Annotated in this window: 22 protein-coding genes; 12 read left to right on the top strand and 10 right to left on the bottom strand. The window is 68.1% G+C overall.

Translation table 11 applies throughout. The features are described from left to right. The first annotated feature begins 40 nt into the window (after positions 1 to 40). Positions 41 to 466 carry a universal stress protein gene (locus tag U5918_RS02095; protein WP_335999114.1) on the top strand — a complete coding sequence of 142 codons (426 nt, stop codon included), beginning with the start codon at positions 41 to 43 and terminating at the stop codon, positions 464 to 466. Between the two features lie 36 nt (positions 467 to 502). Here U5918_RS02095 and U5918_RS02090 read toward each other — a convergent pair whose 3' ends face one another. Continuing rightward, positions 503 to 1,693, bottom strand: a complete 1,191-nt coding sequence (locus U5918_RS02090) for a heme ABC transporter ATP-binding protein (protein WP_335999112.1) — start codon at positions 1,691 to 1,693, stop codon at positions 503 to 505. After that, positions 1,690 to 2,790 (bottom strand): vitamin B12 ABC transporter permease BtuC, encoded by a 1,101-nt coding sequence (btuC, locus tag U5918_RS02085; RefSeq protein WP_335999110.1) that lies wholly within the window; start codon positions 2,788 to 2,790, stop codon positions 1,690 to 1,692. Before btuC ends, U5918_RS02090 begins: the two co-directional genes overlap by 4 nt. Before the next feature lie 61 nt (positions 2,791 to 2,851). Between btuC and U5918_RS02080 the strand changes: the two genes are divergently transcribed. The 3 genes from U5918_RS02080 (at position 2,852) to U5918_RS02070 (ending at position 4,570) form a co-directional block, all read left to right on the top strand. Beyond that, on the top strand, positions 2,852 to 3,985 hold the full coding sequence (locus U5918_RS02080) for a PGF-CTERM-anchored ABC transporter substrate-binding protein (RefSeq protein WP_335999109.1): 1,134 nt from the start codon (positions 2,852 to 2,854) through the stop codon (positions 3,983 to 3,985). A gap of 76 nt (positions 3,986 to 4,061) precedes the next feature. After that, positions 4,062 to 4,340, top strand: a complete 279-nt coding sequence (srp19, locus tag U5918_RS02075; protein ID WP_335999107.1) for a signal recognition particle subunit SRP19 — start codon at positions 4,062 to 4,064, stop codon at positions 4,338 to 4,340. A 2-nt stretch (positions 4,341 to 4,342) separates the two neighbouring features. Then, positions 4,343 to 4,570 carry an H/ACA ribonucleoprotein complex subunit GAR1 gene (locus U5918_RS02070; protein ID WP_335999106.1) on the top strand — a complete coding sequence of 76 codons (228 nt, stop codon included), beginning with the start codon at positions 4,343 to 4,345 and terminating at the stop codon, positions 4,568 to 4,570. Between the two features lie 216 nt (positions 4,571 to 4,786). On the opposite strand, the gene U5918_RS02065 is transcribed toward U5918_RS02070, so the two are convergent. Beyond that, the gene (locus U5918_RS02065; RefSeq protein ID WP_335999104.1) at positions 4,787 to 4,936 is read right to left on the bottom strand and encodes a hypothetical protein; all 150 of its coding nucleotides are present in this window, start codon (positions 4,934 to 4,936) and stop codon (positions 4,787 to 4,789) included. A gap of 156 nt (positions 4,937 to 5,092) precedes the next feature. Between U5918_RS02065 and U5918_RS02060 the strand changes: the two genes are divergently transcribed. Beyond that, positions 5,093 to 6,124, top strand: coding sequence for a presenilin family intramembrane aspartyl protease PSH (locus U5918_RS02060; RefSeq protein ID WP_335999103.1), 1,032 nt, complete (start codon positions 5,093 to 5,095; stop codon positions 6,122 to 6,124). Here U5918_RS02060 and U5918_RS02055 read toward each other — a convergent pair. From U5918_RS02055 to U5918_RS02045, 3 genes are all read right to left on the bottom strand, one after another. After that, positions 6,121 to 6,318, bottom strand: coding sequence for a hypothetical protein (locus U5918_RS02055; RefSeq protein WP_335999102.1), 198 nt, complete (start codon positions 6,316 to 6,318; stop codon positions 6,121 to 6,123). The two genes, U5918_RS02060 and U5918_RS02055, sit on opposite strands and share 4 nt — an antisense overlap. 129 nt (positions 6,319 to 6,447) lie before the next feature. Next, the gene (locus U5918_RS02050) at positions 6,448 to 7,455 is read right to left on the bottom strand and encodes an ornithine cyclodeaminase family protein (protein WP_335999100.1); all 1,008 of its coding nucleotides are present in this window, start codon (positions 7,453 to 7,455) and stop codon (positions 6,448 to 6,450) included. A gap of 139 nt (positions 7,456 to 7,594) precedes the next feature. Further along, complete coding sequence (locus U5918_RS02045) at positions 7,595 to 7,825, bottom strand: DUF8015 family protein (protein ID WP_335999098.1); 231 nt, start codon at positions 7,823 to 7,825, stop codon at positions 7,595 to 7,597. Positions 7,826 to 8,219: 394 nt separating this feature from the next. On the opposite strand from U5918_RS02045, the gene U5918_RS02040 reads away from it, so the two are divergent. Beyond that, positions 8,220 to 8,384, top strand: a complete 165-nt coding sequence (locus U5918_RS02040) for a DUF7331 family protein (protein ID WP_335999096.1) — start codon at positions 8,220 to 8,222, stop codon at positions 8,382 to 8,384. 115 nt (positions 8,385 to 8,499) lie between these two features. Beyond that, entirely contained in the window at positions 8,500 to 9,777 is a 1,278-nt protein-coding gene (locus tag U5918_RS02035; RefSeq protein WP_335999094.1) for an MFS transporter, read from the top strand. Here U5918_RS02035 and U5918_RS02030 read toward each other — a convergent pair. Beyond that, entirely contained in the window at positions 9,743 to 10,180 is a 438-nt protein-coding gene (locus U5918_RS02030; protein ID WP_335999092.1) for a DUF3054 domain-containing protein, read from the bottom strand. The genes U5918_RS02035 and U5918_RS02030 overlap by 35 nt on opposite strands. A 42-nt stretch (positions 10,181 to 10,222) precedes the next feature. After that, positions 10,223 to 10,828, bottom strand: coding sequence for a class I SAM-dependent methyltransferase (locus U5918_RS02025; RefSeq protein ID WP_335999091.1), 606 nt, complete (start codon positions 10,826 to 10,828; stop codon positions 10,223 to 10,225). Between the two features lie 73 nt (positions 10,829 to 10,901). Between U5918_RS02025 and U5918_RS02020 the strand changes: the two genes are divergently transcribed. The 3 genes from U5918_RS02020 to U5918_RS02010 all read left to right on the top strand — a co-directional run bounded on the left by U5918_RS02020 (position 10,902) and on the right by U5918_RS02010 (position 13,177). Then, entirely contained in the window at positions 10,902 to 11,441 is a 540-nt protein-coding gene (locus U5918_RS02020) for a GNAT family N-acetyltransferase (protein ID WP_335999090.1), read from the top strand. Between the two features lie 54 nt (positions 11,442 to 11,495). Next, the gene (gene fen / locus U5918_RS02015) at positions 11,496 to 12,476 is read left to right on the top strand and encodes a flap endonuclease-1 (RefSeq protein ID WP_335999089.1); all 981 of its coding nucleotides are present in this window, start codon (positions 11,496 to 11,498) and stop codon (positions 12,474 to 12,476) included. 86 nt (positions 12,477 to 12,562) lie between these two features. Further along, complete coding sequence (locus U5918_RS02010; RefSeq protein WP_335999088.1) at positions 12,563 to 13,177, top strand: hypothetical protein; 615 nt, start codon at positions 12,563 to 12,565, stop codon at positions 13,175 to 13,177. A 21-nt stretch (positions 13,178 to 13,198) separates the two neighbouring features. On the opposite strand, the gene U5918_RS02005 is transcribed toward U5918_RS02010, so the two are convergent. Both U5918_RS02005 and U5918_RS02000 read right to left on the bottom strand, forming a co-directional pair. Continuing rightward, positions 13,199 to 14,848, bottom strand: coding sequence for a methyl-accepting chemotaxis protein (locus tag U5918_RS02005; protein WP_335999087.1), 1,650 nt, complete (start codon positions 14,846 to 14,848; stop codon positions 13,199 to 13,201). A gap of 177 nt (positions 14,849 to 15,025) precedes the next feature. After that, positions 15,026 to 19,945 carry a PAS domain S-box protein gene (locus U5918_RS02000; protein WP_335999086.1) on the bottom strand — a complete coding sequence of 1,640 codons (4,920 nt, stop codon included), beginning with the start codon at positions 19,943 to 19,945 and terminating at the stop codon, positions 15,026 to 15,028. A 142-nt stretch (positions 19,946 to 20,087) separates the two neighbouring features. Between U5918_RS02000 and U5918_RS01995 the strand changes: the two genes are divergently transcribed. Next, on the top strand, positions 20,088 to 20,549 hold the full coding sequence (locus U5918_RS01995) for a PH domain-containing protein (RefSeq protein WP_335999084.1): 462 nt from the start codon (positions 20,088 to 20,090) through the stop codon (positions 20,547 to 20,549). Next, entirely contained in the window at positions 20,546 to 22,174 is a 1,629-nt protein-coding gene (locus tag U5918_RS01990) for a PH domain-containing protein (protein WP_335999083.1), read from the top strand. Before U5918_RS01995 ends, U5918_RS01990 begins: the two co-directional genes overlap by 4 nt. The last annotated feature ends 42 nt before the right edge of the window (positions 22,175 to 22,216 follow it).

The following is a 22,216-nucleotide window of genomic DNA, read 5'->3' as shown; positions in this document are numbered from 1 at the left end:
GACCGAAAGGCGTGTGTCGCCCGGGCGAAAATTTCCGGGTATGTACGACGACATGCTGGTCCCGACCGACGGCGGAGAGGGGTTCGACGCCGTCGTCGACCGTGCGATCGACACCGCCCCGGCCGAGGGCGCGACCGTTCACGTCCTCTACGTCGTGGACGACCGGGCGTTCCTGACGCTCGACGACGGGATGAAAGCGGACGTGCTGGAGGACCTGCGTGCGGAGGGTACCGAGGCGGTCGAGTCGGTCGCCGAGCGACTCGAAGCCGCGGGGTTGGAGGCGGTCACCGCCATCCGACGGGGGACGCCGGCCGAGGAGATCGTCGCCTACGCGGACGAGGAGGGCATCGACGTCGTGACGATGGGCACGCAGGGCCAGGACTACACCCAGAACATCCTCGGGAGCACCGCCGAGAAGGTCGTGGCCGACGCGTCGGTGCCGGTGCTGACCGTCGATCTTTCCTGAACTGACGGTCGACGCTCTTGACCCGCCGGCGATCGACTAGTCGTCCGCCGAGAGCTCCCGCCTGGTCGCCAGCGTCGTGACTGCGCCGACGATGCCGTCGACGCTCGCGACTCCCGTCGCCCCGTTCGCGCCGGGTTCACCGTCGACGGTGACGACCGGCGTCGGCGCGTCCAGGAGTGCCGCGACGCCGTCGGCGCTCGGGGGATCGGCGGCCACGGTCAGGTCGGCGTCGTCACGGAGCCGGCAGGTCCGCTCTCGGATTTCGGTGTCGATGGCGGTGAAGGCGGGAGCCGTCACGCGCTCCAGCCCCCGGGCCCGCGCCGTCTCGGCGGCGAGATCGCCCGCCGGGAGCGGCCCGGCGGTGACGGTGACGCCGGCGTCGTCGAGTCGCGCGATCACGCGGGCACCGGTTCGGCCGCTGCCGACGACGTGGACGGTCAGGTCGCTCGCGCGTCGATCCGCGAGTGCGGTGACGGTCGGCGTCCCCGTCGTGGGATGAGTCGCCACGGCCGCGTCGGCGTCGAAGGCGGCGCCCAGAGCCGTGGCGTCGAGGACCGACTCAGGGGTGCCGCTCGCGACGACGCCGCCGTCGGCGAGCAGGACGATCCGGTCGCAAAAGCGGGCGGCCAGGTCGAGGTCGTGGATCGCCGCGAGGGTGGCCGTCCCCGAGTTCGCCAGGTCGGCGACGAGCGAGAGGGTCTCGACCTGGTGGTTGACGTCGAGGCTGGCCGTCGGTTCGTCGAGCAGGAGCGCGGGGGCGTCCTGGGCCAGCGCGCGAGCGAGGAGGACGCGCTGGCGCTCGCCGCCGCTGACCCCGTCGACGGACCGATCGGCGAACTGCCTGGTATTGGTCCGATCGAGCGCCCGCTGGACGTGGCGCCGGTCCGCCTCGTAGTCCGTCCGCCCGAGTCGGGTGTGGTAGGGCGTCCGGCCCATCGCGACGACGTCCTCGACCGTGAAGTCGAAGCCGACGTGGGTGTCCTGCGGGACGGTCGCGACGAGCCGGCCGAGTTCTCGCGCCGAGCAGTCCGCGACGGGGCGGCCGTCGACCGCGACGGACCCCGACTCGGGGTCGAGGACGCCGTTGATCGCCTGGAGGAGCGACGTCTTGCCCGCGCCGTTGGGGCCGACGAGCGCGACGAACTCGCCGTCGGCGACCGAGAGCGAGACGTCCGAGAAGACCGTGACGTCGCCGCGGGAGACGGTGAGGTCGGTGACGTCGATCACAGTGCGTGCACCTCCCGGCTGCGCAGCAGGTAGAGGAAGAAGGGCGCCCCGAGCGCGGCGGTGACGATGCCGACCGGCACCTCGGCGGGGCCGGCCCTGGCGACGGTGTCGGCCGCGACGAGGAAGGCCCCGCCGGCGAGCGCGCTCGTCGGGAGCAGGATGCGGTGGTCGGGGCCGACGAGCAGTCGCATGACGTGGGGGACGATCAGGCCGACGAAACCGATGACGCCGGCGACGGCCACCGCGGCGGCGGTGATGACGCTGGCGACGGCGAGCAGGATTCGTTTGGTTCGCTCGACTTCGATGCCGAGCGTCTGCGCGTCGGTCTCGCCGAGCAGGAGGACGTTCAGGTCACCCGCGTATGCGTAGAGGACGAGGAAGGAGAGGACGGCGAGCGGGAGCGTCACCTCGACTTCGGCCCACGTGGAGTTCGAGAGCTGGCCCATCAGCCAGTAGACGGCCTCACGGAGGCTGCGGCCGGAGTGCAAGAGCATGTAGGAGACCATCGCGCCCAGCAGCGTCTGGACGGCGACCCCGGCGAGCAGGAGCGTCGCCACCGGCGTTCGACCGCCCTCGCTGGCGATCAGGTAGACGCCGAAGGCGGCCACGATCGCGCCGACGAAGGCGGCGGGCCGGAGGCCGAACGGGATCGCGAGCGGGAAGGCGATGGTCGCGACGGCGCCGACCGCCGCGCCAGAGGAGACGCCGATGATCGACGGATCGGCCATCGGGTTCCGGAAGAAGCCCTGCATGACGGCGCCCGCCGAGGCCAGTGCGAACCCGACGACGGCCGCCAGCGCGATCCGGGGGAGGCGCACCTGGCGGACGATGATCTCGCTGGTCTCGGGAATCGTCAGCGAGAACGGGTAGAAATACGACACGTCGGGGACGGGCACCGGAACGGACGCACCGAAGATCCCGGCGGCCTCGATTGAGACGGAGAGGCCGGCGGGGATCCCGACGGCGTTGAGCGTCGCCTTCGCGACGGTGACGGCGGCGATGTCGACGGGGCCGACCGTGGCGCTCGCGAGGGTGACAGCCACGAGGAGGACGGACAGGCAGGCCGACCAGTAGACGGTCCGCGCGCCCGTGTGCATAGTTTCCAACCTGGATTGCAGTAGGCAAATACTTATTGGATACGGTCCCAGCCTGACCACGATGAACGCACGCGTACTCTTGCTCGCGGCCGCCGTACTGGCCGTCGCCGGTGCCGTGGCCGTCGGTCCGGCGACAGGTGACGCGTCGAGCGTCGACGCGGCGAACGGCGATCTGGTGGACGCTGAGCCGGCAGCCGAACCGAACGACGTCGCGGCCCACGCGGCACAGGACGACTGTTCGTTCCCGGTGACGCGGACGGACGGGACGGGGACCGCCGTCGAGCTCGCGGAGCGTCCCGAGCGGATCGTCGCGCTCCAGCCCAGCGACGCGCAACTGCTCTGGGAGGTCGGTGCACGGGACCGGGTCGTCGGGATGCAGAAGAACCAGTACACCGCCTATCTCGACGGCCGTGAGGACGTGGGGAACATCAGCGGTGGCGGGACTGTCGAGCGCGTCGTCGGCCTGCAACCCGACCTCGTGCTGGCCGCCAACGCCACCGACGCCCAGACCGTCGCACAGTTGCGACGGACGGGAGTGACGGTGTATCACTTCCGCCGGACCGAGAGCCTCGAGGAGATCGCCGGGAACCTCGAGACCGTCGGCGAACTGGTCGGGTCCTGCGAGAGCGCCCGAGCGGAGGCCACGGAGTTCCGGCTCGCGGTCGAACGCGCCCAGACGGCACACGAGAACGCGAGCGGGAAGCCACAGGCCCTCTACGCCTTCTTCGACTTCACGACCGGCTCGGGGACCCACATCCACGACATGATCGAGGCCGCCGGCGGCGTGAACGTCGCCGCCGAGGCCGGTATCGAGGGCTATCGACAGGTCAACCCCGAGATCGTGGCCGACCGAGACCCCGAGTGGATCGTCTACCCGGACGACTGGGCGGTGCCCGACCGAGCGCCCTACAACGGCACGACTGCCGTACGGGAAAATCAGACGATCGCGCTCGACTACACGTTCGTCAGTCAGCCGGGCCCGAAGGTCGCCGTGCCGCTGACGAAACTCGCGAAGACCTGGCACCCCGAGGGGCTGGCCCGGGCGAACGCGACGGTGAACGAGTCCGACGTGGCACCGACGAACGAGACGACGCAGTCCACCGAGGGGACCGAAGCCGACGGCCCCGGCTTCGGCGTCGTCGCTGCGCTGCTCGCCGTCCTCGCGGCGACCGCACTCGTCGGTCGGCGGGACTGACGCCCCCGGCGCTCGGGGCCCGCACCGCCCGACCGGGACGGAAAGGTCCTTATCCGCGGCCCGGTGAGAATCTGGCATGGTGGAGAACGTCATCTGGCCCGCCGCTCTCGACGCGGAGTGCTCACGCGCCGAGGGCCGTCGGGTCAGCCGGGAGCAGGCCGTTCCCGATCCGACGGTCGACGAGATAGCACAGGCGGTCCAGCAGGTGGGCTACGACGCCGTGATCGAACGCGACAAGCAGTATCCCCGCGAGTTCGAGCCTCGCGGCCGGGTGCTCGTGAAGGACGCCGACGACGCGACCAAGAGCGATCTGCTGGGCGCGGTCGCGGCGTACCTCGACGTGATCCGGTCGTGACGATGCAGCGCGTCGGCGAAGTCGTCCGCACCGCCCAGGGACTCGCGGTGGTCCGCTCGCCCGACGACGGTCACCCCGACTTCGGGACGACCGTCGTGGACGAGAACCTGACGGAGATCGGCCGCGTCGTGGACGTGTTCGGCCCGGTCGATCGCCCCTACGTCGCCGTCTCGCCCGAGGATGGGGTTCGGCTCCCGACGCTTCTGGGATCGGCGCTGTACGCGCGGTGAGTCCCGTCGCGCCAGATGGACGGGAAATACGCCACGATTACGGGACTGTTTTTGTTTTCTCCCGTACTACGAATCCCGAGAGGTGGAATCGGAAGCGGGAGGCCACCTCGACCGCACACCGTTGGAACCCGACGCATCAGAGTGAGCCACGTTTTTCGTCGGGTGGCCTGACTCCTCTCGGCCACCGCTCAAACCTGGACAAAGATCGAACGAGAATCAGTCATTCGAGCCACCATCAGCCTCTATCGATTCCCCGGTTCTCGGATCGTAGTACTCTCGGCCGAAAAACCCCCGAAGGGCCATCGTGCAACCGAGATAGGTACCAGCCACGATGAGGACGAACCCGATTAGTACCTCCCAGACCATGCGAAATCGTCCCACTAATCCTGTTTATACTTAATCGTTCAGTTCGAGTGACACACTAAACATCCAGCAACCATATTCGCCCTGTAAACGACTCGTCGTTCGGGTCGCATCGGCCGCCTTCGCAATCCTGAAACCGGAGACGGGCGAGGGGCCGGTATGGAGCAGCGAACGCGGGCGCTCGTCGCGAGCGCTTTCATCGGACTGATCTTTCTGCTCGTGCAGCTGGGGGCGCTGGCGCTGGTCCAGCCGTTCGAGGCGGCCGGCTACCAGGCCGTCGAGGACCCGCAGGACCCGACGAACAGCCTCCTCTACCTCGGAGCGATCCTCGTCGCCACGGCGTTCATGCTGCTGGCGATCAAGTACGAGGTCGACCAGCTCATCCGCGGGTTCGTCGTCTTCGCCGGGGTCTACCTCTCCTGGTACGTGTTCAGCGTCGTGATCCCGAACCTCGTGCGCTTCCAGGGGTTCAACGTCCTCGCCGTGGGCGCAGCGCTCGCGCTCGGCGCCGCCCTCCTCCTCCATCCCGAGTGGTACGTCATCGACGCCAGCGGCGTGGTCATGGGCGCTGGCGCGGCGGGCCTGTTCGGCATCAGCTTCGGCCTCTTGCCCGCCATCCTGCTGTTGACCGTCCTCGCGATCTACGACGCCGTCAGCGTCTACGGCACCGAGCACATGCTGACGCTCGCGTCGGGCGTCATGGAGCTGAAGGTGCCCGTCGTGCTCGTGGTTCCGCTGACACTGTCGTACTCGTTCCTCGACGCCGAGATGCCGGATCCGACGGGCGAGGCCGATGGAGAGGCCGCGGACAACGGCGGGGAGGAAGCCCCGGCGCCGGCGGACGACGAGAGCGACGAGGCCGACCCCGAGGAACCGATGGATCGGGACGCGCTGTTCATCGGCCTCGGTGACGCCGTGATCCCGACGGTCCTCGTCGCGAGCGCGGCCTTCTTCGCCCCCGATTCAGTGTCCACGGTCGCCGGCCTCGGGCTGACGATCCCCGTCACGGCCCTGGGCGCGATGCTCGGGACGCTCGTCGGCCTGGCGATCCTGTTGCGGATGGTGCTGAAGGGCAGGGCGCACGCCGGCCTCCCGCTGCTCAACGGCGGGGTGATCGGCGGGTATCTGATCGCCGCCGTCGCCAGCGGCATCCCGTTGCTGGAGGCGCTGGGACTGGCCGGCTTCCTCTAGTACCCACCGCCGTCGTCGAAACACCGGCCGCACCTGCTGGCGTTCGTCCCGTCGAGTTCGGACTCGATCGTCCCGAGCACGCGGAGATCGTCCGCCGAGAGGTGGTACGTGACGCCACACTCCGTGTCGAACTTCGACTTCCCCGTCTCGTGTTTGTGCACCGTGTTCGTGACCTCGTTGAGCACCCCATCCATGGTGCAAGTTACCAAAACTCTCTGTATCGCTCTACTGCTTGGCCTACCAAGTTCGGTTTCGAGTGGTGGTGCTGTGGGTGACGCTCCCGGCGGGCGTCGCCTACGAACTGGCCCGCCGGTTCGGCTGAGTCACTTCCCGGTCAGGGCCTGACTGGCGGGGGCGAACTCCAGGGTCTCGCCGAGGTCGTTCTCGACGGCGCGTTCGTAGAGCATGTGCGCCGCAGCGACGGTCTCGATCGCCGTCCCGCCGCTGTCGAACAGCGTGACGTCCTCGTCGCTCTCGCGACCGGGTTCGACGCCCGCGACGACCTCGCCGAGTTCGGCGTGGACGTGGTCCTCGGAGATGGCGCCGGACTCGAGGGCCATCATGAACGCGCCGGCGTCGGTCTTCGTCCGTGCGCGCAGGTCGGGAACGTACTTTGCACGCGAGACGGTCTCGGCGTCGACCTCGCGCACGTCGGGCGCGTACTGGCCCATGGCGGTGACGTGGGCCCCGTCCTCCAGCAGGTCGCCGTCGAAGACGGGTTCGGTGGCTCTAGTGGCGGTGATCACCACGTCGGCGCCCTCGACGGCGGCGGCGCTCGAGGCGACGGCGGCGACGGTGGGGTCCAGGAGTTCGTTCATCTCCGCGGCGAACGACTCGCGGCTCTCCTTCGTGGGCGAGTAGACGTCGATCCGGTCGAAGTCACGGACCTCGACGGCGGCGCGGAGTTGCCCGCGCGCCTGCGACCCGCTGCCGATGACCGAGAGCGTCGTCGCGTCCTCGCGCGCGAGAGCGTCGATGCCCACGGCACCGGCCGCGCCGGTCTTGAAGGGGTTCATGCTCGCGCCGTCCATCAGCGCGAGGGGTTCGCCGCTCTCGGAGTCGAACAGCGAGAGCATGAAGTGGGCGTCCTGTGCGCCGAACCCGGCGCCGTAGGTGTAGGTCCCCATCGCGCCCGTGTCGGGCAGGATGGCGAGGTAGCCGGTGAAAAAGCCCGGCGGGTCCTCGCTGGGGAGCGAGGTCCGCGGCTCTGCGGGCGCGCCCTCACCGCGCTGTCTGTATCCCTCTCTGACGGCGTCCACGTAGTCGGCCGGGGCGGCCAGGTCGGCGAGTTCGTCGCTCCGGAGGAACAGGGCTTCCTTGTGTGTCGACATGAGACTCCCTTCGACCGACCGACTCAAAGGTGTGCTGGGAGCGGCCATCGAGGGGAACGGGCACAGCGGAACGAAAGCCAGAGGGAGAATCGAACGACGTCGGAGCAGTGACGGGAGAGAGTCTGAGACGGAGAAAAGATCAGTCGGCAGAGAACTGCGGCGAATCCTGGGCGTGGGAGCCCTGCGAGCCGGGGGTCGCGTCGTCGACCGGCGCGTTGACGAACATCGCGTGGCCGACCAGCGCGAGGGCGAACAGCGACGCGACGGGTACGGCGGTGGTCAGGCCGAGTCCCGCGGCGACGAGCGCCGCACTGATTCCCGCCACCGACACCGGAATGATCCCGAGCACGTAGTCGTAGTATCCCGTCATAACTTGAACGAATAGAAGATGCGTGGGGTAATAAATGTTTTCCAGTATGCACCCCATCCCATCGGATGTAGGCACTGAATATTTACTGCGAAGTTCTTTCGTGACGCAAGCGTATCCAACTCATAACTTATAGCGCCAAAATCGCCGGACGGGACGCCACTGGATGCGAAAACGACGCCGTGTCGACTCCCGGACTGGATTCGGCGGACCGACTCCCAGCGCGATCGGTCGCTGCCGACACCCATTTGGTTCTAACTGTTGAGAATTGTGGCCAGTATCCGGTGACGACTGGTATCTATCGTTATATCGAGTGATAATTTAACGCAAGTCCTTATGTGTGCTGTCGGGAAAGATGGAATCGAGGCGGACGACCGCAGGGCCGCCGACTCCACACATGAGCATCCACAACACGGACACCGACGACGACGCAGGCGAGGGTCGACACCGGCGGTACGCCGAACTCGACATCGGCGAGGAAGAGTTCGTCATCTACGACCGCGAGAACCACCAGGCGTGGATCCAGTCGACAGTGTCGATCCCCGTCGACGAGAAGTGTTGAGGCTGTGGCGTTCGGGCGGCCGACTACGCGATTTTTCACGGTAGTGACTCGATCGGTGACGCCAGGACTGCGGAGACCGACGCGTTGAAGCGGTGCACCGTCGAACACGTCGTCCGTGAACAGTAACGATCGGTCGATCGTCGGTCTCGTGACGGTCGCGCACGCGATGGTCCACACCTACGAGCTGTCGATCCCGGTGTTGATCCCGATCTGGCTCGCCGAGTTCTCGGTCATCGACCTCGGCGTGACGCAGTTCCCGGTCAACGCCGCGACGCTCGGCGCGCTCGTCACCGTCGGCTTCGCCCTGTTCGGCCTCGGCGCGATTCCCAGCGGCGTCCTGGTCGACCGGCTCGACGCCCGCCTGCTCATCACCGTCTGCCTCCTCGGTATGGGCGGTTCCTTCCTCGTCCTGGCCGTTTCCCCGACGCCCGTCGTCATCGGCCTGGCCATGGCGCTGTGGGGCGTCGCCGCCAGCGTCTACCACCCCACCGGCCTCTCGCTGATCAGCCGCGGCGTCGAACAGCGCGGCAGCGCCTTCGCCTACCACGGCATGGCCGGCAACGTCGGTATCGCCGTCGGCCCGCTGGTGACGATCCTCCTCCTGATCGCCTTCGACTGGCGCGTCGTCGTCGCCTTGCTGGCGATTCCGGCCGCCGCGGCCGCCCTCTTCGCCTTCCGGGCGGACATCGACGAACGGGCGGCCGTCACGGCCACCGACGGGGGCGACGACGGCGACGGCCGCGCGGACGGCGTCTCCTCGCTCGGTGAGTTCCTCTCGCAGTCGAAGGTGCTGTTCGCCGGCGCGTTCGCCATCGTCTTCGTCGTCACGCTCTGCTCCGGGCTGTACTACCGCGGCGTCCTGACCTTCCTGCCCGAACTGCTGCGGGACGTGCCCTCGCTCGCCCCGATCCAGATCGGGTCGGAGACCTACGAGCCCGGCGACTACGTCTACGTCGGCCTGCTGATGGTCGGGGTCCTCGGCCAGTTCGTCGCCGGGAAGCTGACCGACCGCGGGCGCCCCGAGTACGGCATCCTCGCCGGCTTCGGCGCGCTGGCAGTGATCGGCGTCCTCTTCCTGCCGGTCGCCGGCCTCGGCCTCGCCGGATTGCTCGGGATCGCCGCGCTACTCGGCTTCTTCCTCTTTTTCGTCCAGCCGTTCTACCAGGCCAGCGTCGCGGAGTACACGCCGCCGGGCGCGAGAGGGCTCTCCTACGGGTTCACCTACCTGGGCGTGTTCGGGATCGGTGCCCTCGGTGCCTCCATCGCCGGGGCGATCCTGACGTACTTCTCGGCCGGGACGCTGTTCGTGGTCCTCGCGGGGCTGGCGACGGTCGCCGCGGGCCTGGGCGCCTACCTCGTCACGCGGGTGCCGTCGACCGCAACCGCGACGTGACGAGGGCCAGGGTCAGCCGCCAGGTCACCAGCAACACGCCGCCGACGAAGAAGGCCACTGCGGCGAAGGAGACCGCCGCGTTGCCCGGGAACGCCGCCGTCGACCGGAGCGCCTGCGCGACGAGGACCGCCCCGAGCCACGCGCCGAGGACCAGTCCGGTCGACCGCCTCAACCGGCGCCGGTAGTCGCCGGCGTAGACCCCGGCCAGCACCGAGACGGCGAGCCAGCCGAGCAGGAACTGCGCGTAGGTGCCGGCGATCCGGGCCGCGTCCGCGAGCCCGTAGCCGTGACTCAACTCGCCCATCAGCACGAACACGGCGATTGCCAGCAGGTCGCCGGCCAGAAACACCGCCGTCGCGGCCGCGGGATCGACGCGACGCCGGGCCCAGTCGAGCGCGTTCATTGCCCGTCCTTCGGAGCGGGCGGACTTGTGTGTCCCGACTTCCTACGCGACCCCAGCGACGGTGTACTCGAAGCCTCCGCGAGGGATCGACGCCGAGAGCCCCGCCGCGCGAACCATCGCGGCCAGGTCGCCCGGCGCGAAGAAGCGAGAGTCGAACCCGAACAGGTGCTCGGCGGCCACGAGCGCCCGCCCGCGGACCGTCGTCGGGTCGAACTCCAGACAGACCAGCACGCCACCGGGTCGGAGGACGCGAGCCGCCTCTTCCAGCACCGCCGCGGGACGAGCCATGTGGTGGAGCGCGTCCAGAATCAACACGGCGTCGACCGCATCGTCGGCGACGGGGAGACGTGCGGCGTCACCCCGAATTCCGTCGACGCCGCGGTCTCTGGCCCTGGCGAGCATCCCCGGCGCCGCGTCGACCACGACGCCAGTGGGAACGTCTAGCGCCCGGACTCCCTGGCCGGTCCCCCCGCCGACGTCGAGGACGCGAGCGATCTCCCGCTCGGCCAGGTCGAGCGCCGGTTCGATCTTGCGCCGCCGCGTCGACGGCTTCAGGTCGTACAGCCGGGCGACCCGGTCGAAGATGCCGACGTCGCCGATGCGGCCCGGACCGTCCACCGCGCTCGCGTCACCCCCGTCTGATTTCATACGGACTGTACCAGGCCCGCGTCCTTCAGCGCTGTGGGGAAGCCTACAAACGCCTGCCGACCCTCGGGCCGGTATGGAGTACGAACTGCTCGGGTGGCCGCCGGACGGGCCGACGCTTCGGCTAGACTACCGGCGGTTCAGCTACGCCGGGAAGTTCGTGATGTCCGCCACGGGGAAGGCCGTGGCCCGCGAGGACGACGCGATCGTCGCCGCCGTCGCGTTCAACGAGGACCGAACCGACCCCGACGCCCTCTGGCTCCGCTACGTCACCGTCCGCGAGGACCACCGCGGCGAGGGGATCGGCCCGCGCGTGTGCCGCTTCGCCACCGAACGCGCCCGCGACCGCGGGTACGAACGGGTTCGGATCGCCGTCAACAACCCCTTCGCCTTCGAGGCGCTGTCGAAGGCGGGCTTCGCCTACACGGGAGAGCAGACCGGCATCGCCGAACTGGTGCTGGCCTGGCCCGGCGAGCGCACCCGCGACTCCTACCAGGCCGGCCTCGACGCGTACCGCGAGCGCGACCTCTCGGAGACGGAGGCGGAATTTCTGCGGGAGCGAGCGGGGGCAGAGCCGCCGGCCGTTCTCGAGTCGGTCCGCCCCGACGACGACTGAACCGCGTGTCGCCGGTCGGGAGATTCAAGCGGTGGCCGCCGTAACAGCGTCCCAATGGGAAACGCAGATCTGCGCGATCTCGCGGTCATCGAGGAGGTCGCCTACGACGACCTGGCCGGGTCGATCGTCGCCGTCGACGCCCACAACTGGCTGTACCGTTACCTGACGACGACGGTGAAGTTCACCCGCGATTCGGCCTACACCACCGCCGACGGCGAGGAGGTCGCGAACCTCATCGGCGTGCTCCAGGGGCTCCCGAAGTTCCTCGAACACGACGTGACGCCCGTGTTCGTCTTCGACGGCGGCGTCACGGATCTCAAGGAAGACGAAGTCGAGAAGCGACGTGAACAGCGCGAGAAGTACGAGGCCCAGTTAGAGGAAGCCCGCGAGGCCGGCGACTCCGTGAAGGTGGCCGAACTCGACTCCCGCACGCAACGGCTCACCGATACCATCGTCGACACGACCCGTGAACTGCTCGCCCTGCTGGACGTGCCCGTCGTCGACGCGCCCGCGGAGGGCGAGGCCCAGGCCGCACGGATGGCTCGCGCCGGGACCGTCGACTACGCCGGCACGGAGGACTACGACGCGCTCCTCTTTGGCTCGCCGCTGACGCTCCGACAGCTCACCTCCTCGGGGGATCCCGAGTGCATGGACTTCGACGCGACGCTCGCCGAACACGACCTCACCTGGGAGCAACTCGTCGACGTCGGCATCCTCTGCGGGACGGACTTCAACGAGGGCGTCTCGGGCATCGGCCCGAAGACGGCCGTGAAGGCGGTCCGTGACCACGGCGACCTCTGGGGCGTCTTCGAGGCGCGAGACGTCTACGTCGAGAACGCCGACCGCGTCAGGGACCTCTTTCTGGACCCGCCCGTGGCCGAGGACGCGTCCTTCGATCCGGAGATCACCCCCGACATCGACGCCGCCCGCGCGTTCGTCGTCGACGAGTGGGGCGTCGCCGCCGACGAGGTCGAGCGCGGCCTGGGCCGCATCGCGGACGCGACCGTCCAGACCGGCCTGGATCGGTGGACGTGAGCCGGGGTCCGACGACTTCCCCCTGCTCGACGCGCCGATCTCCCGTTCAGCCAGCTATTTAGTGTCCGGGTCCCCCGGACCGGTAGATGCCAATCGATTCGAACCTGCTCGACGAGCCAGACCGGTCCGGACGGCTCGTCGGGGTCGCCGTCGTCCTCGTCGCAGCTCTCGTCCTCCTCCTCCTGCTCGGACTGGCCGTGACGGGGGTCGGATTCACGGAGGGCGAATCCGAGGGCGACGGAGCCGCAGTGACGAACTTCGACGCGAGCAACGCCACCTGCGGGACGCATCAACGTCAGTACGCGGGCTGGAACACGCGGACGTCGGGCGATACCACGTACGTCACGGTGAACGAGACGATCCCGGTCGCCGCGGCCGACGGCACCGTCACCGCGACCGTCGACGACCTCGGCGGCGACGTGTTCCGGATCGACGTTCGGGGCTCCGGTGGCAACCGAACGACGGACTGCTACCTGGAGGTTCGGTACGAGGTGACGGTCGCGATTCCGAGGTCCCGGGACTACACCGTGCTGGTCTCCCACGACGGATTCCTGAAACACGTCGAGTACGTCAGGGGCCGAGACGGCGGCGGGTGGTCCACCGGCGAGGTGACGAAACCGCCGTCGATGAACGACAGCGCGTGGGAGCGCGCGCTGAACGCCAGCGAGGCCTTCGCGAGAAACTCGTCGGACGGAACGTGATCGGCGAGCGTCGCTGGCGGATCAGACGTCGATCGCGTCGTCCAGTTCGTCGACGTTCGCGTTCTCGTCGTCGGTGAGCCGGAAGGTATCGACCAGTTCGAACACGTCCTCGCTCATGACGCTCAGTTCCTGGGCGGTGTTGGCCACGTCGTCCGTGGCGGTGGCCTGTTCGTTCGTCGCGGCCGAGATCTGCTGGATGGAGGCGACGACTTGCTGGGTCATGGCCGAGGTGTCCTCGACGAGCGCACTGACGGACTCCGCGTTCTCGGCCTGCTCTTCGACCGCAGTGGTGATCTCGGCGACGCCCGCGTTCGTCTGTTCGACCCGATCGTGAATCCCTTCGAGGCTGTCTACAACGTCCTCGACGGCGTCGGCTCCCGATTCCACGTCCGAGTTCGCCTCGTGGATGGCGTCGACGAGGTCTTCGGTCTGGGACTGGACGTCTTCGATGATCGTCGCGATGTCGTCGGCCGACGACTGTGACTCCTCGGCCAGATCCTTGACCTCGTCGGCGACGACGGCGAAGCCTTCGCCGGCTTCGCCCGCGCGTGCGGCCTCGATCGAGGCGTTCAACGCGAGGATGTTCGTCTGGTCGGCGATCTCGGCGATCATATCGATGATCTCGCTGACCTCCGCCATCGACGCTTCCAGCGAGTCGATCCGTTCGGCCACGCTCCCGGTCGCGTCGGTCGCGTCACGGATTCGATGGACCGCAGTTTTTCCGTCTTCGACGCCGTCTTCTGCCATTCCGGCCGCCTCGTCGGCGTTGGCGCTGATCTCCTGGGCCGACGCCGTGATCTCCTCGATCGAGGCCGAGAGGTCGTCGACCGTCGCCTCCGCCCGCTCGGTCTTGGCCGCGAGGTCCTCGGCCCCGTCGCTGATCTCGGTGGTCGACGCGTCGACCTCCTCGATCGTACTCGTCACCTCTTCGCTCGACGCACTCAGCGTGTCGCTCTTGCCACTGAGATCGTCGGACTGGTCGGTGAGTCGGCTGACGACGGTCGAAATGTTGTCGACGGCACGCCCTAAGTGTTCGTTCATCTCGGTGAACTCCTCGTGGACCGTCTCCATCTCGGAGAAGTCCTCGGCGTCCTCGACGACGTCCGCCGGCCGTGGGACCGTCGGGTCGATCGTGAGATCACCCTCCGAGAGCCTGCGGAGTTTTGAACCGAGATCGTCGAGGACGCTCGTCTGGTAGGTTTCGAGCGCCCGTTTCCGGCGGCGCTGTCTCAGTTTTTCGGTCCGATCCCTGTCGATCTCCAGTGCGCCGGTCACTTCGCCGTCCTCGTCGTACAGCAGGGTCACCGTCCGCGTGACCGGCGTCACGTCGCCGTCGACCGCGATCCGCTCCTCGCGTTCCTGCACGTCCGTGCCCGTCTCCAGGGCCTCCCGTCCGACCGGCGTCGCCTCACAGTCGTCGTCGATCAACGCCGACGGTGCCGCTCCGACCGCCGCCGATTCGGTCGTGTCGAACAGCGCGAGGGCCTGGTCGTTGACGTACTGAATGTTCGCGTCCGCGTCGAGGACCGTCGTGGGTTCCTGGAGCCCTTTCAGGATGCTCTTGACGACCGCGCTCGTCTCGTCCACGCGGTCGGTACCGCCCTCGCCGGTGACCGCGGGCGCTTCGTCGTCGGTCTGCCGTCCCGTCGCCGCCGCCAGAATTGAGAACATGGTTGTCAGTCTCTACTGATCGATGTTTCGCCACCCCTTCCACACTGTCCCCTACATTCGTAGGGTATCAGTGGAAAACGGCCCTACACAGATAGGGCCGGTCTCGTCCGTCGGTATCACGTTCGAAAATCACCGACGATCGTCCGTGAGCGGCGTCGGGACGAGCGCGTGGCGGATTCACGGGAGACCGTCCCCGAGGAGGTCTGTGAGGAGTTTCGCCTGTGCACGGCGGAGGTGTTCCTGGAACGTCGGGGGTGCCACGTCGAGCGAGTCGGCCACGTCTTCCCCGGCGCTCTCCCGTGGCCACTCGAAGAAGCCGCTGTAATAGGCGGCCGTGAGTGCGTCGGTCTGGCGGGGCGTCAGGTCGTCGAGGGGCGAGTCGCCCGCACCGTCGATCGGTGCGTCGGCGGTTCGCCGTCGGCGAGCGATCAGCTCCGCCTCGGGGTAGCGGTCGACGAACAGGTCGACGAACGAGCGAACGGTGGCCGTCTCGGGGAGCGTGATCCGCACTTGGCCGGAGCCGTCCGACAGCGACAGGCTCTCGACGGACCCGCCGTGCTCGGCAACCGTCGCCGGGAGCGACGAGCCCGAGAGTTCGAGTTCGAACTGGGAACCGTCCTCGGAACGGTCGACCGACCGGACGCTCTCGACGGTCACCAGGTCCGCGACGGTCCCTCGAACGGCGTCCTCGTCGGCGTCGGCGATGGTCACGTATAGGAGCGTGTGGTCGTCGGACTTCGGGAGCGCGCCGTCGAGCGAGAGCCGACTGTCGAGCGCCTCGGCGAGCGCGAAGAGGGGTGTGCTGCCGGTCGGGAGTTCAAACTCCAGTTCCACGTGGCTCTCGGCCAGCAGCGCGCGCTTGCGCTCGACCGCGTTGAGGGCGTGCCCGACGGTGCCACCGAACTCCTGAATCACTTCCTGGACCATCTCGTCGAACGCCGACGGACTAGTTCCGTAGACGGCGAGGACACCGTACAGGACGCCGTCGTATTCGAGCGGGACCGCCATCACCGACAGCAGATCGCGGGAGAGCGCCGCCTGTCGCCAGGTCGCGTCTCTGAGGTTGTTGGCGACCGCGTCGACGACCACCGGTCGTCGCTCCCGGGCCGCTACCACCGCAGGTTCGGATCCGTCGAGTCCCGTGTCGACGGCGTCTAAATATCCCCGATCTGCGCCGGCCCAGGACTTCGGGACCAGCGTCTCGTCGACGTGGTCGATTGTCCCCATCCAGGCGAAGGCGACCCGGTCAGTCTCGGTGACGTGTTCACAGACGGACCGTTCGATCTCCTGGCGCGTGTCCGCACCCACGAGCGAGTGATCGACGCGGCGGATCCCCTCGTTGATCTCCCGAACGCGTTCGAGCCGTTCGTTGTTCGCCGTGAGTTTCCGGTCGCGTTCCCGGAGCTGGCCCTCCCGTCGTTGCCGTTGCATCGCCGCTTCGCAGTTGGCCGCCAGGATCTCGAGCAGGTCGAGTGTCCGATCGTCGACCGGGCCGATCGTCGTCTGGCCGGCGGTGAGCACGCCGGAATCGGCCAACGGGATGTACACCTCCGCCCTGAACGGCGTCGACTCGTCGTACACGTCCTCGTCTTTCCTCACGTCGTCGTACACGCGCGCGGTCCCGTCCACGAAGACTTCCCAGGCGATACCGTCACCGGGACCGAACGCCGGCGGTTCGCCGACGAGTTCGACGACCCGGTCGGTGTAGGCGATCGGTTCGAGGACGTTCTCTGCCCCCTCGAACTCCCAGATTGCGACACCGTCGAAATCCAGTACCTCCTCGGCGGCCCCGACGATCTCCGTCGCGATCTCCTCGTTGCTCCCGGCACGGAGCAGGTCCTCTGTCGTGTCGTGCAGCGTCGTCAGCGTTCGCTCGTACTCCCGACGCTCCGTCACGTCGCGACCGATGCCGGCGACGGCGACGACCTCGCCGTCCTCTCTCACCGGTGCGCCGGTGAACTCGTAGGGGATCGCCTCGCCGGTGGCGGTCTCGATTCTGGCTTCGATCCGGCGAACCCCGCCCTCGGTCACGTCGACGATCGCCTCCGCGATGCCCTCGCGGTCGTCGGGGTGGATGAGATCGACCGGTTCCACATCCGCGAGTTCCGCCTCCGTGTAGCCGGTCACTTCGAGCAGCCGATCGTTCCAGCGGATGTAGTTGCCGTCCGTGTCGATCGCGTACATCAGGTCCGGGAGCGAGTCGATCAGGCCGTTGACGAAGGCTTTCTCGCTCTGGAGTTCTCGCTCGTGCTCGACCCGTTCGAACGCCGCTTCGGCCGTCGCGGCCAGCGTTTCGACCAGCTCTAGCACGCCACCGTCTCCGTCCCTGGATCCCGTGCCGGTGACCAGCAACACGCCTCGCTGTCCGAGCGGAACGAACGAACAGCTGTCGGCACGCTCCCCGAGCGCCTCGTCGAGTTTCCCCGTGTCGTCACAGGTCAAGACGACTTCCCGCTGTAGCGCCTCCCACGCTGGCGTCGAGTCGTCCCAGATGTCCGGGCCGCCGTCGATCACGGGGTCCATCCTGTCGGACCACGCGACCGGTTCCAGCCCGTCGACCTCACCCGCCTTCCGGAACACGATCGCCTCGCCGAGTCCGAGCGTATCCGTGACTGCCTCCAGTACCGTGCGGTCGACGTCGTCGATGGCAGTCGCACCGAGAAGCTCCCGTGTCGCGCCGTTGAGGGCCTGCAAGGACGATTCGTAGCGTTTTCGATCCGAGATATCACGGGAGACGCCGATCGTTCCGTGGAACTGACCGTCCTCGAACAGGACGGAGATGCGGCTTTCGATGGGCACGATTTCCCCGTCGGCCGACTCCAGATCGAATTCCTCGGTGATGACCGCAGCGGATTCCTCGGCGACGGCCCGGCCGATGGCCTCGCGGGTCTCGGCGATGGCGGCGTCGTCGACCATTACGGCCGAGACGTGTTCGCCCAGTATCTCCTCGCGGTCGTAGCCCAGTCGATCGACCAACGCGTCGTTGACCATCCGGAACCGGCCCTCGCGGTCGAGCCGGTAGATCGGATCGCCGGCCGTGTTGACGGCCTCGGCGTACGTCCGGAGTTCCCGACGCCGACTGTAGCGATCCGTCACGTCCTGTACCGTCCCCTGGATGATCGTCCCGTCCTCGTCTCTGGGCTCACCTTGGACTCGGACCCATCGCTGTCGGTCACTCGGCGTGACGAGTCGCACGTCGAGATCGAACGCTTCGTCGCCGCACACGGCGCGTTCGTACGCCGACCGGATGTCCTCGCGGTCGTCGGGGTGGTAGAACTCGAGAATCTCTTCCTGTGTCGGGTCGTGTCCCGGCGGCAGGCCGTGGATTCGTCGGGTCTGCTCGGTCCAGTTCACCGCCTCCGTCGCCGTGTTGTACTCCCAGGCGCCGATGTCCGCGAGCTTCTGTGTCCGATCGAAGCGTGTCCGGTGTCGTTCGAGCCGCTCGGCTCGTTCCCGTCGTTCGAGTTCGTGAGTGATCCACTGGACGAGCAGTTCCACGAACGTCCGTTCGGCGGTCGAAAACGGCATCGTCCGCGCCTCGGAGTCGGCGAAACAGAGCGTGCCGTACTGTTCGTCGTCGACCTCGATCGCACCGCCGAGATAACAGCCGAGTTCGTACTGATCGTAGGCCGGATCGTCCGTCCATCCCTCGTCGAGAGCGTCGACGACCGCCAGTAGGCCGTCGCCCTCGAGCGTCTTCCGGCAGTAACTACGGTCCAGGGGTTCCGATTCGCCGGGCTGGAGCAGTTCGTGGTCGCCCCTCGCGGCGACGACGTTCTGTCGGCCGTCGTCGACGAGCGTCAGGAAGCCGTACGGCAGATCCAGCCGCTCACACCCGACCCGGAGGATCTCGGACACCTTCGCGTCGAAGTCCAGATCCCCGTCGGATATCGTCTCGTAGAGCGTCCGGAGCGACTGTCTGCTGGCTCGCAGCCGTTCGCGCACGCGCCGTCGTTCCGAGACGTCCCGAAACTGCGTGATGATCCGCTGTTCGCCGTCGGCCGAGAACCGTCGGAGGCTGATCTCGCCTGGCAACTCGGTCCCGTCGGCCCGGCGATAGCGGCCGTCGATCGTCACCGACTCCGCGACCGGCAGGTCCTCGTAGAGGTCGATCAACTGGGCCCGATCGGTGCCGACCGCGAGTTCCCAGGCGTGCATATCCAGCAGTTCGTCGCGGTCGTAGCCGAACACCTCGACGGCCTGCCGGCTCGCGTCGACGATCGCACCGGCCCGGTCGGCGACGAAGATCGGATCGGCCGCCTCGTCGAACATCGCCCGGAGCCGCGACCGGCTCCGGTCCAGTTCCGTCTCGTGCTCGACCCGGTCCGTCACGTCCCTGATCGAGACGACGGCTCCGTCGGCACCGGGGTGATCGATGCCCGGCCACGCGCTGATCGAGACGTGCCGACGTTCGCCCGTCGGTCGTTCGAGAGTACACTCCGAACGGACCGGCTCGTCGGCCTCGACGGCGGCCACGACCGGGCACTCCGACCCGGTGAGCGCCGTCCCGTCCCGATCGAACACCCTCCACGGACTGTCGGTGACCGTCCGTCCGGTGATCGCCGCCTCTCGTTCCCCGAGAATCTCCGCTGCGCGGGCGCTTGCGGTCGTGATCCGGCCGTCGGCGTCGATCGTCAGGACGCCGCCGTGGCCCGACTCGCGCAGCCGACGCGTGAGGTCTCGTTCTTCTGCCAGTCGTGTGGCGGTCCGACGGTGATCGAGGGCGCGCTCGACAGTGTGAGTGAGGCGGTCGAGGGCGTGGGCCTCCGACTGGGTGACGTACTCTGTCACGCCGGCATCGAACGCGACGGTGGGTTCGATCGCTTCGGGCTCCGCGTACAGGACGAACGGGCAGTCATCGGCTCGCTCCCGGATCCGGCGCAATAGCGTCGTCCCATCTCCGTCCGGGAGATCGAACTCGCTGATCACGCAGTCTACGGTCGTCGCCTCGAACTCGTCCAGTCCGGCCATCGCACCCGCCGCCGTCAGCACCGAGATCCGGTCGATCTCAGTCCCGAGTCTCTCGGCCACCGTCGATCCCGTCGACTGATCGCCGACGAACAACACGTTGCTCCGTTTCGGTCTCCGATCTGTCATCGTACGCACCCCGACCGTGGAGTCGGTACCTGTTCCGTCTCGAGGCCATCGCCGGAAAAACCCACTCGGTCAGATATCACAGCTGATAACTCTGCGCCGGGACTCCGGAACGCTTTCACTACTCGCGTCTGACAACACGGGCATGAACGCCCTCCAGTCTCGCGTCCGACTGCGGTGGGGTATCGTCGCGCTCGTCCTCGTGGCCGTCGTCGCCGGCGTCGTCACAGCGATCGAGCGCTTCGTCTTCGAACTCACGCCGCTGCTCGGGCCGGGGGTCGGCGCGCTCCTGCTGCTCGTCGCCGTCGCGTACGTCCAGGCGCTCTACCGGAGCTGGGGCTACCGCCTCGACGACGACGCCCTCGAACTCCGGCGTGGCGTCCTGACGAAAGTCGACACGGCGGTCCCCTACGTCCGAATCCAGCACGTCGACACCCAGCGCGGGCCCCTCGATCGGCTGCTCGGCCTCGGCCGCGTCGTGGTCTACACCGCCGGCTCGCGGGGCGCGGACGTGACCGTCCCCGGTCTGAAACCCGACCAGGCGCGTGACCTGCGAAACCGGTTGCGGGACCTGGCCGTCGAGAGCGAACCGGAGGACGCCGTATGAAACTCCACCCGCTGAGCGCGGTCACCCGCAGCCTCCAGCGGGGATTCGTCGCCGCCTCGTTCGCGTTCTTCGTCGTCGCCATCGGCGGGTTCGTCGCGCCCGGCCTGACCGACTCTCTCGGGCTGATGGTCGGGCTGTTCGTCCTCCTCTTTCTCGTCGGCGTCGCCTACGGCGTCGCGTACTACTACCGCTACGAGTACGAACTGACGCCCGACACCTTCGACGTGAACTCGGGCGTGATCGGCCGGCAGGAACGCGAGATCCCCTACCGGCGGATCCAGAACGTCGACCTGACCGAGAGCATCTTCCACCGCATCGTCGGCGTGGCAGTCGTCCAGATCGAGACCGCCGGCGGCTCCCAGACGGAGGCGACCCTGAACTTCGTCTCCAGCGACGAGGCCCGCCGGCTCCAGCGCGAGATCCGCGACCGGCGGGCCCGTGCCCAGGGAGCCGACGCGGAACAAGCCGCCACCGCCGCGGAGTCAGAGACGGAGCGGTCGGTCGATGACGCGACCCCCGGTGCCGCCCAGCGAGATACGACTGCAGAGTCCGCCGAGACGGTCACCCCCGACCCCGAGCGCGCCGCGGACCGCATCTCGGAATCGGGCGAGATCGAATCCCAATCCCAGATATTCGAGTTGGGTTCGACCGAACTGTTGATCCTGGCGGTCACCTCCTTCCGCCCGGCGGCCATCGCCTTCCTCCTGATCGGGTTCCCCTTCGTCCAGGACGTCTTCGTCAGCCTGCTGTCCCGGATGCTCGGGCTGGAGCCCTCCGTCGGCGCGCTGATCGCCACGATCGATCTGGCCGTCGTGGTCGGCCTGCTCACCGTCCTGCTCGGCGCTATCACGCTGTGGGCGATCAGCACGGTCGTGACCTTCCTCGAGTACTACGGGTTCACGCTCGGCCGGCAGGGCGAGGACCTGGTCTACGAACGCGGCCTCCTCCAGCGCTACAGCGGGTCGATCCCGACCGACAAGATCCAGACGCTGACGATCACGGAGAACCTGTTGATGCGCGCACTGGGCTACGCCGGCTTTACCGTCGAGACCGCGGGGTACAGCCCGGGCCAGGGCGACAAAGGCCCCCAGTCCGCCATCCCCATCGCTCGCCGCGACCACGCGCTGGAACTCGCGCGCGACCTCGAACCGTTCGGCGAGCCAACGTTCACGCGCCCGCCGAAACGTGCCCGGCGGCGCTACGCGGTCCGATTCGGACTCGTCGTACTCGGCCTGACAGCCGTCGCGTTCGTCATCGCACAACTCGTCACCGGGTTCGGGCTGTGGTGGGTTCCCCTCGTCCTCCTCGTGGGCGTTCCGCCCGCCGCGCACCTGCGGTGGGCCAATCGCGGCTACTACGCCGGCGAGGACTACTTCGTCGTCCGCGACGGCTTCTGGAACCGGACGACCCGCGTCGTCCCGTACTACCGCCTGCAGACGGTGATTCGACGGCGGACCGTGTTCCAGCGCCGCCTCGACCTCGCGCACCTGACCGCCGACACCGCGACCGCCTCTCTGCTGGGCCGCACTGACGCCACCGCCTACGATATCGACGCCGACGTGGCCGCCGACCTCTTCGAACTGCAGCGCGAGCGATTACAGTCGAGTCTGCACGGCGGCGCCTGATCTGATAGCTGTCGGGTCGGACCGCCCATGGGTCCATGCAGG

The organism is Halorientalis sp. LT38 (assembly GCF_037031225.1).
GTDB classification, from domain to species: domain Archaea; phylum Halobacteriota; class Halobacteria; order Halobacteriales; family Haloarculaceae; genus Halorientalis; species Halorientalis halophila.
The sequence above is the reverse complement of the archived record's forward strand: the minus strand, read 5'-3'. Positions and strand labels throughout refer to the sequence as shown.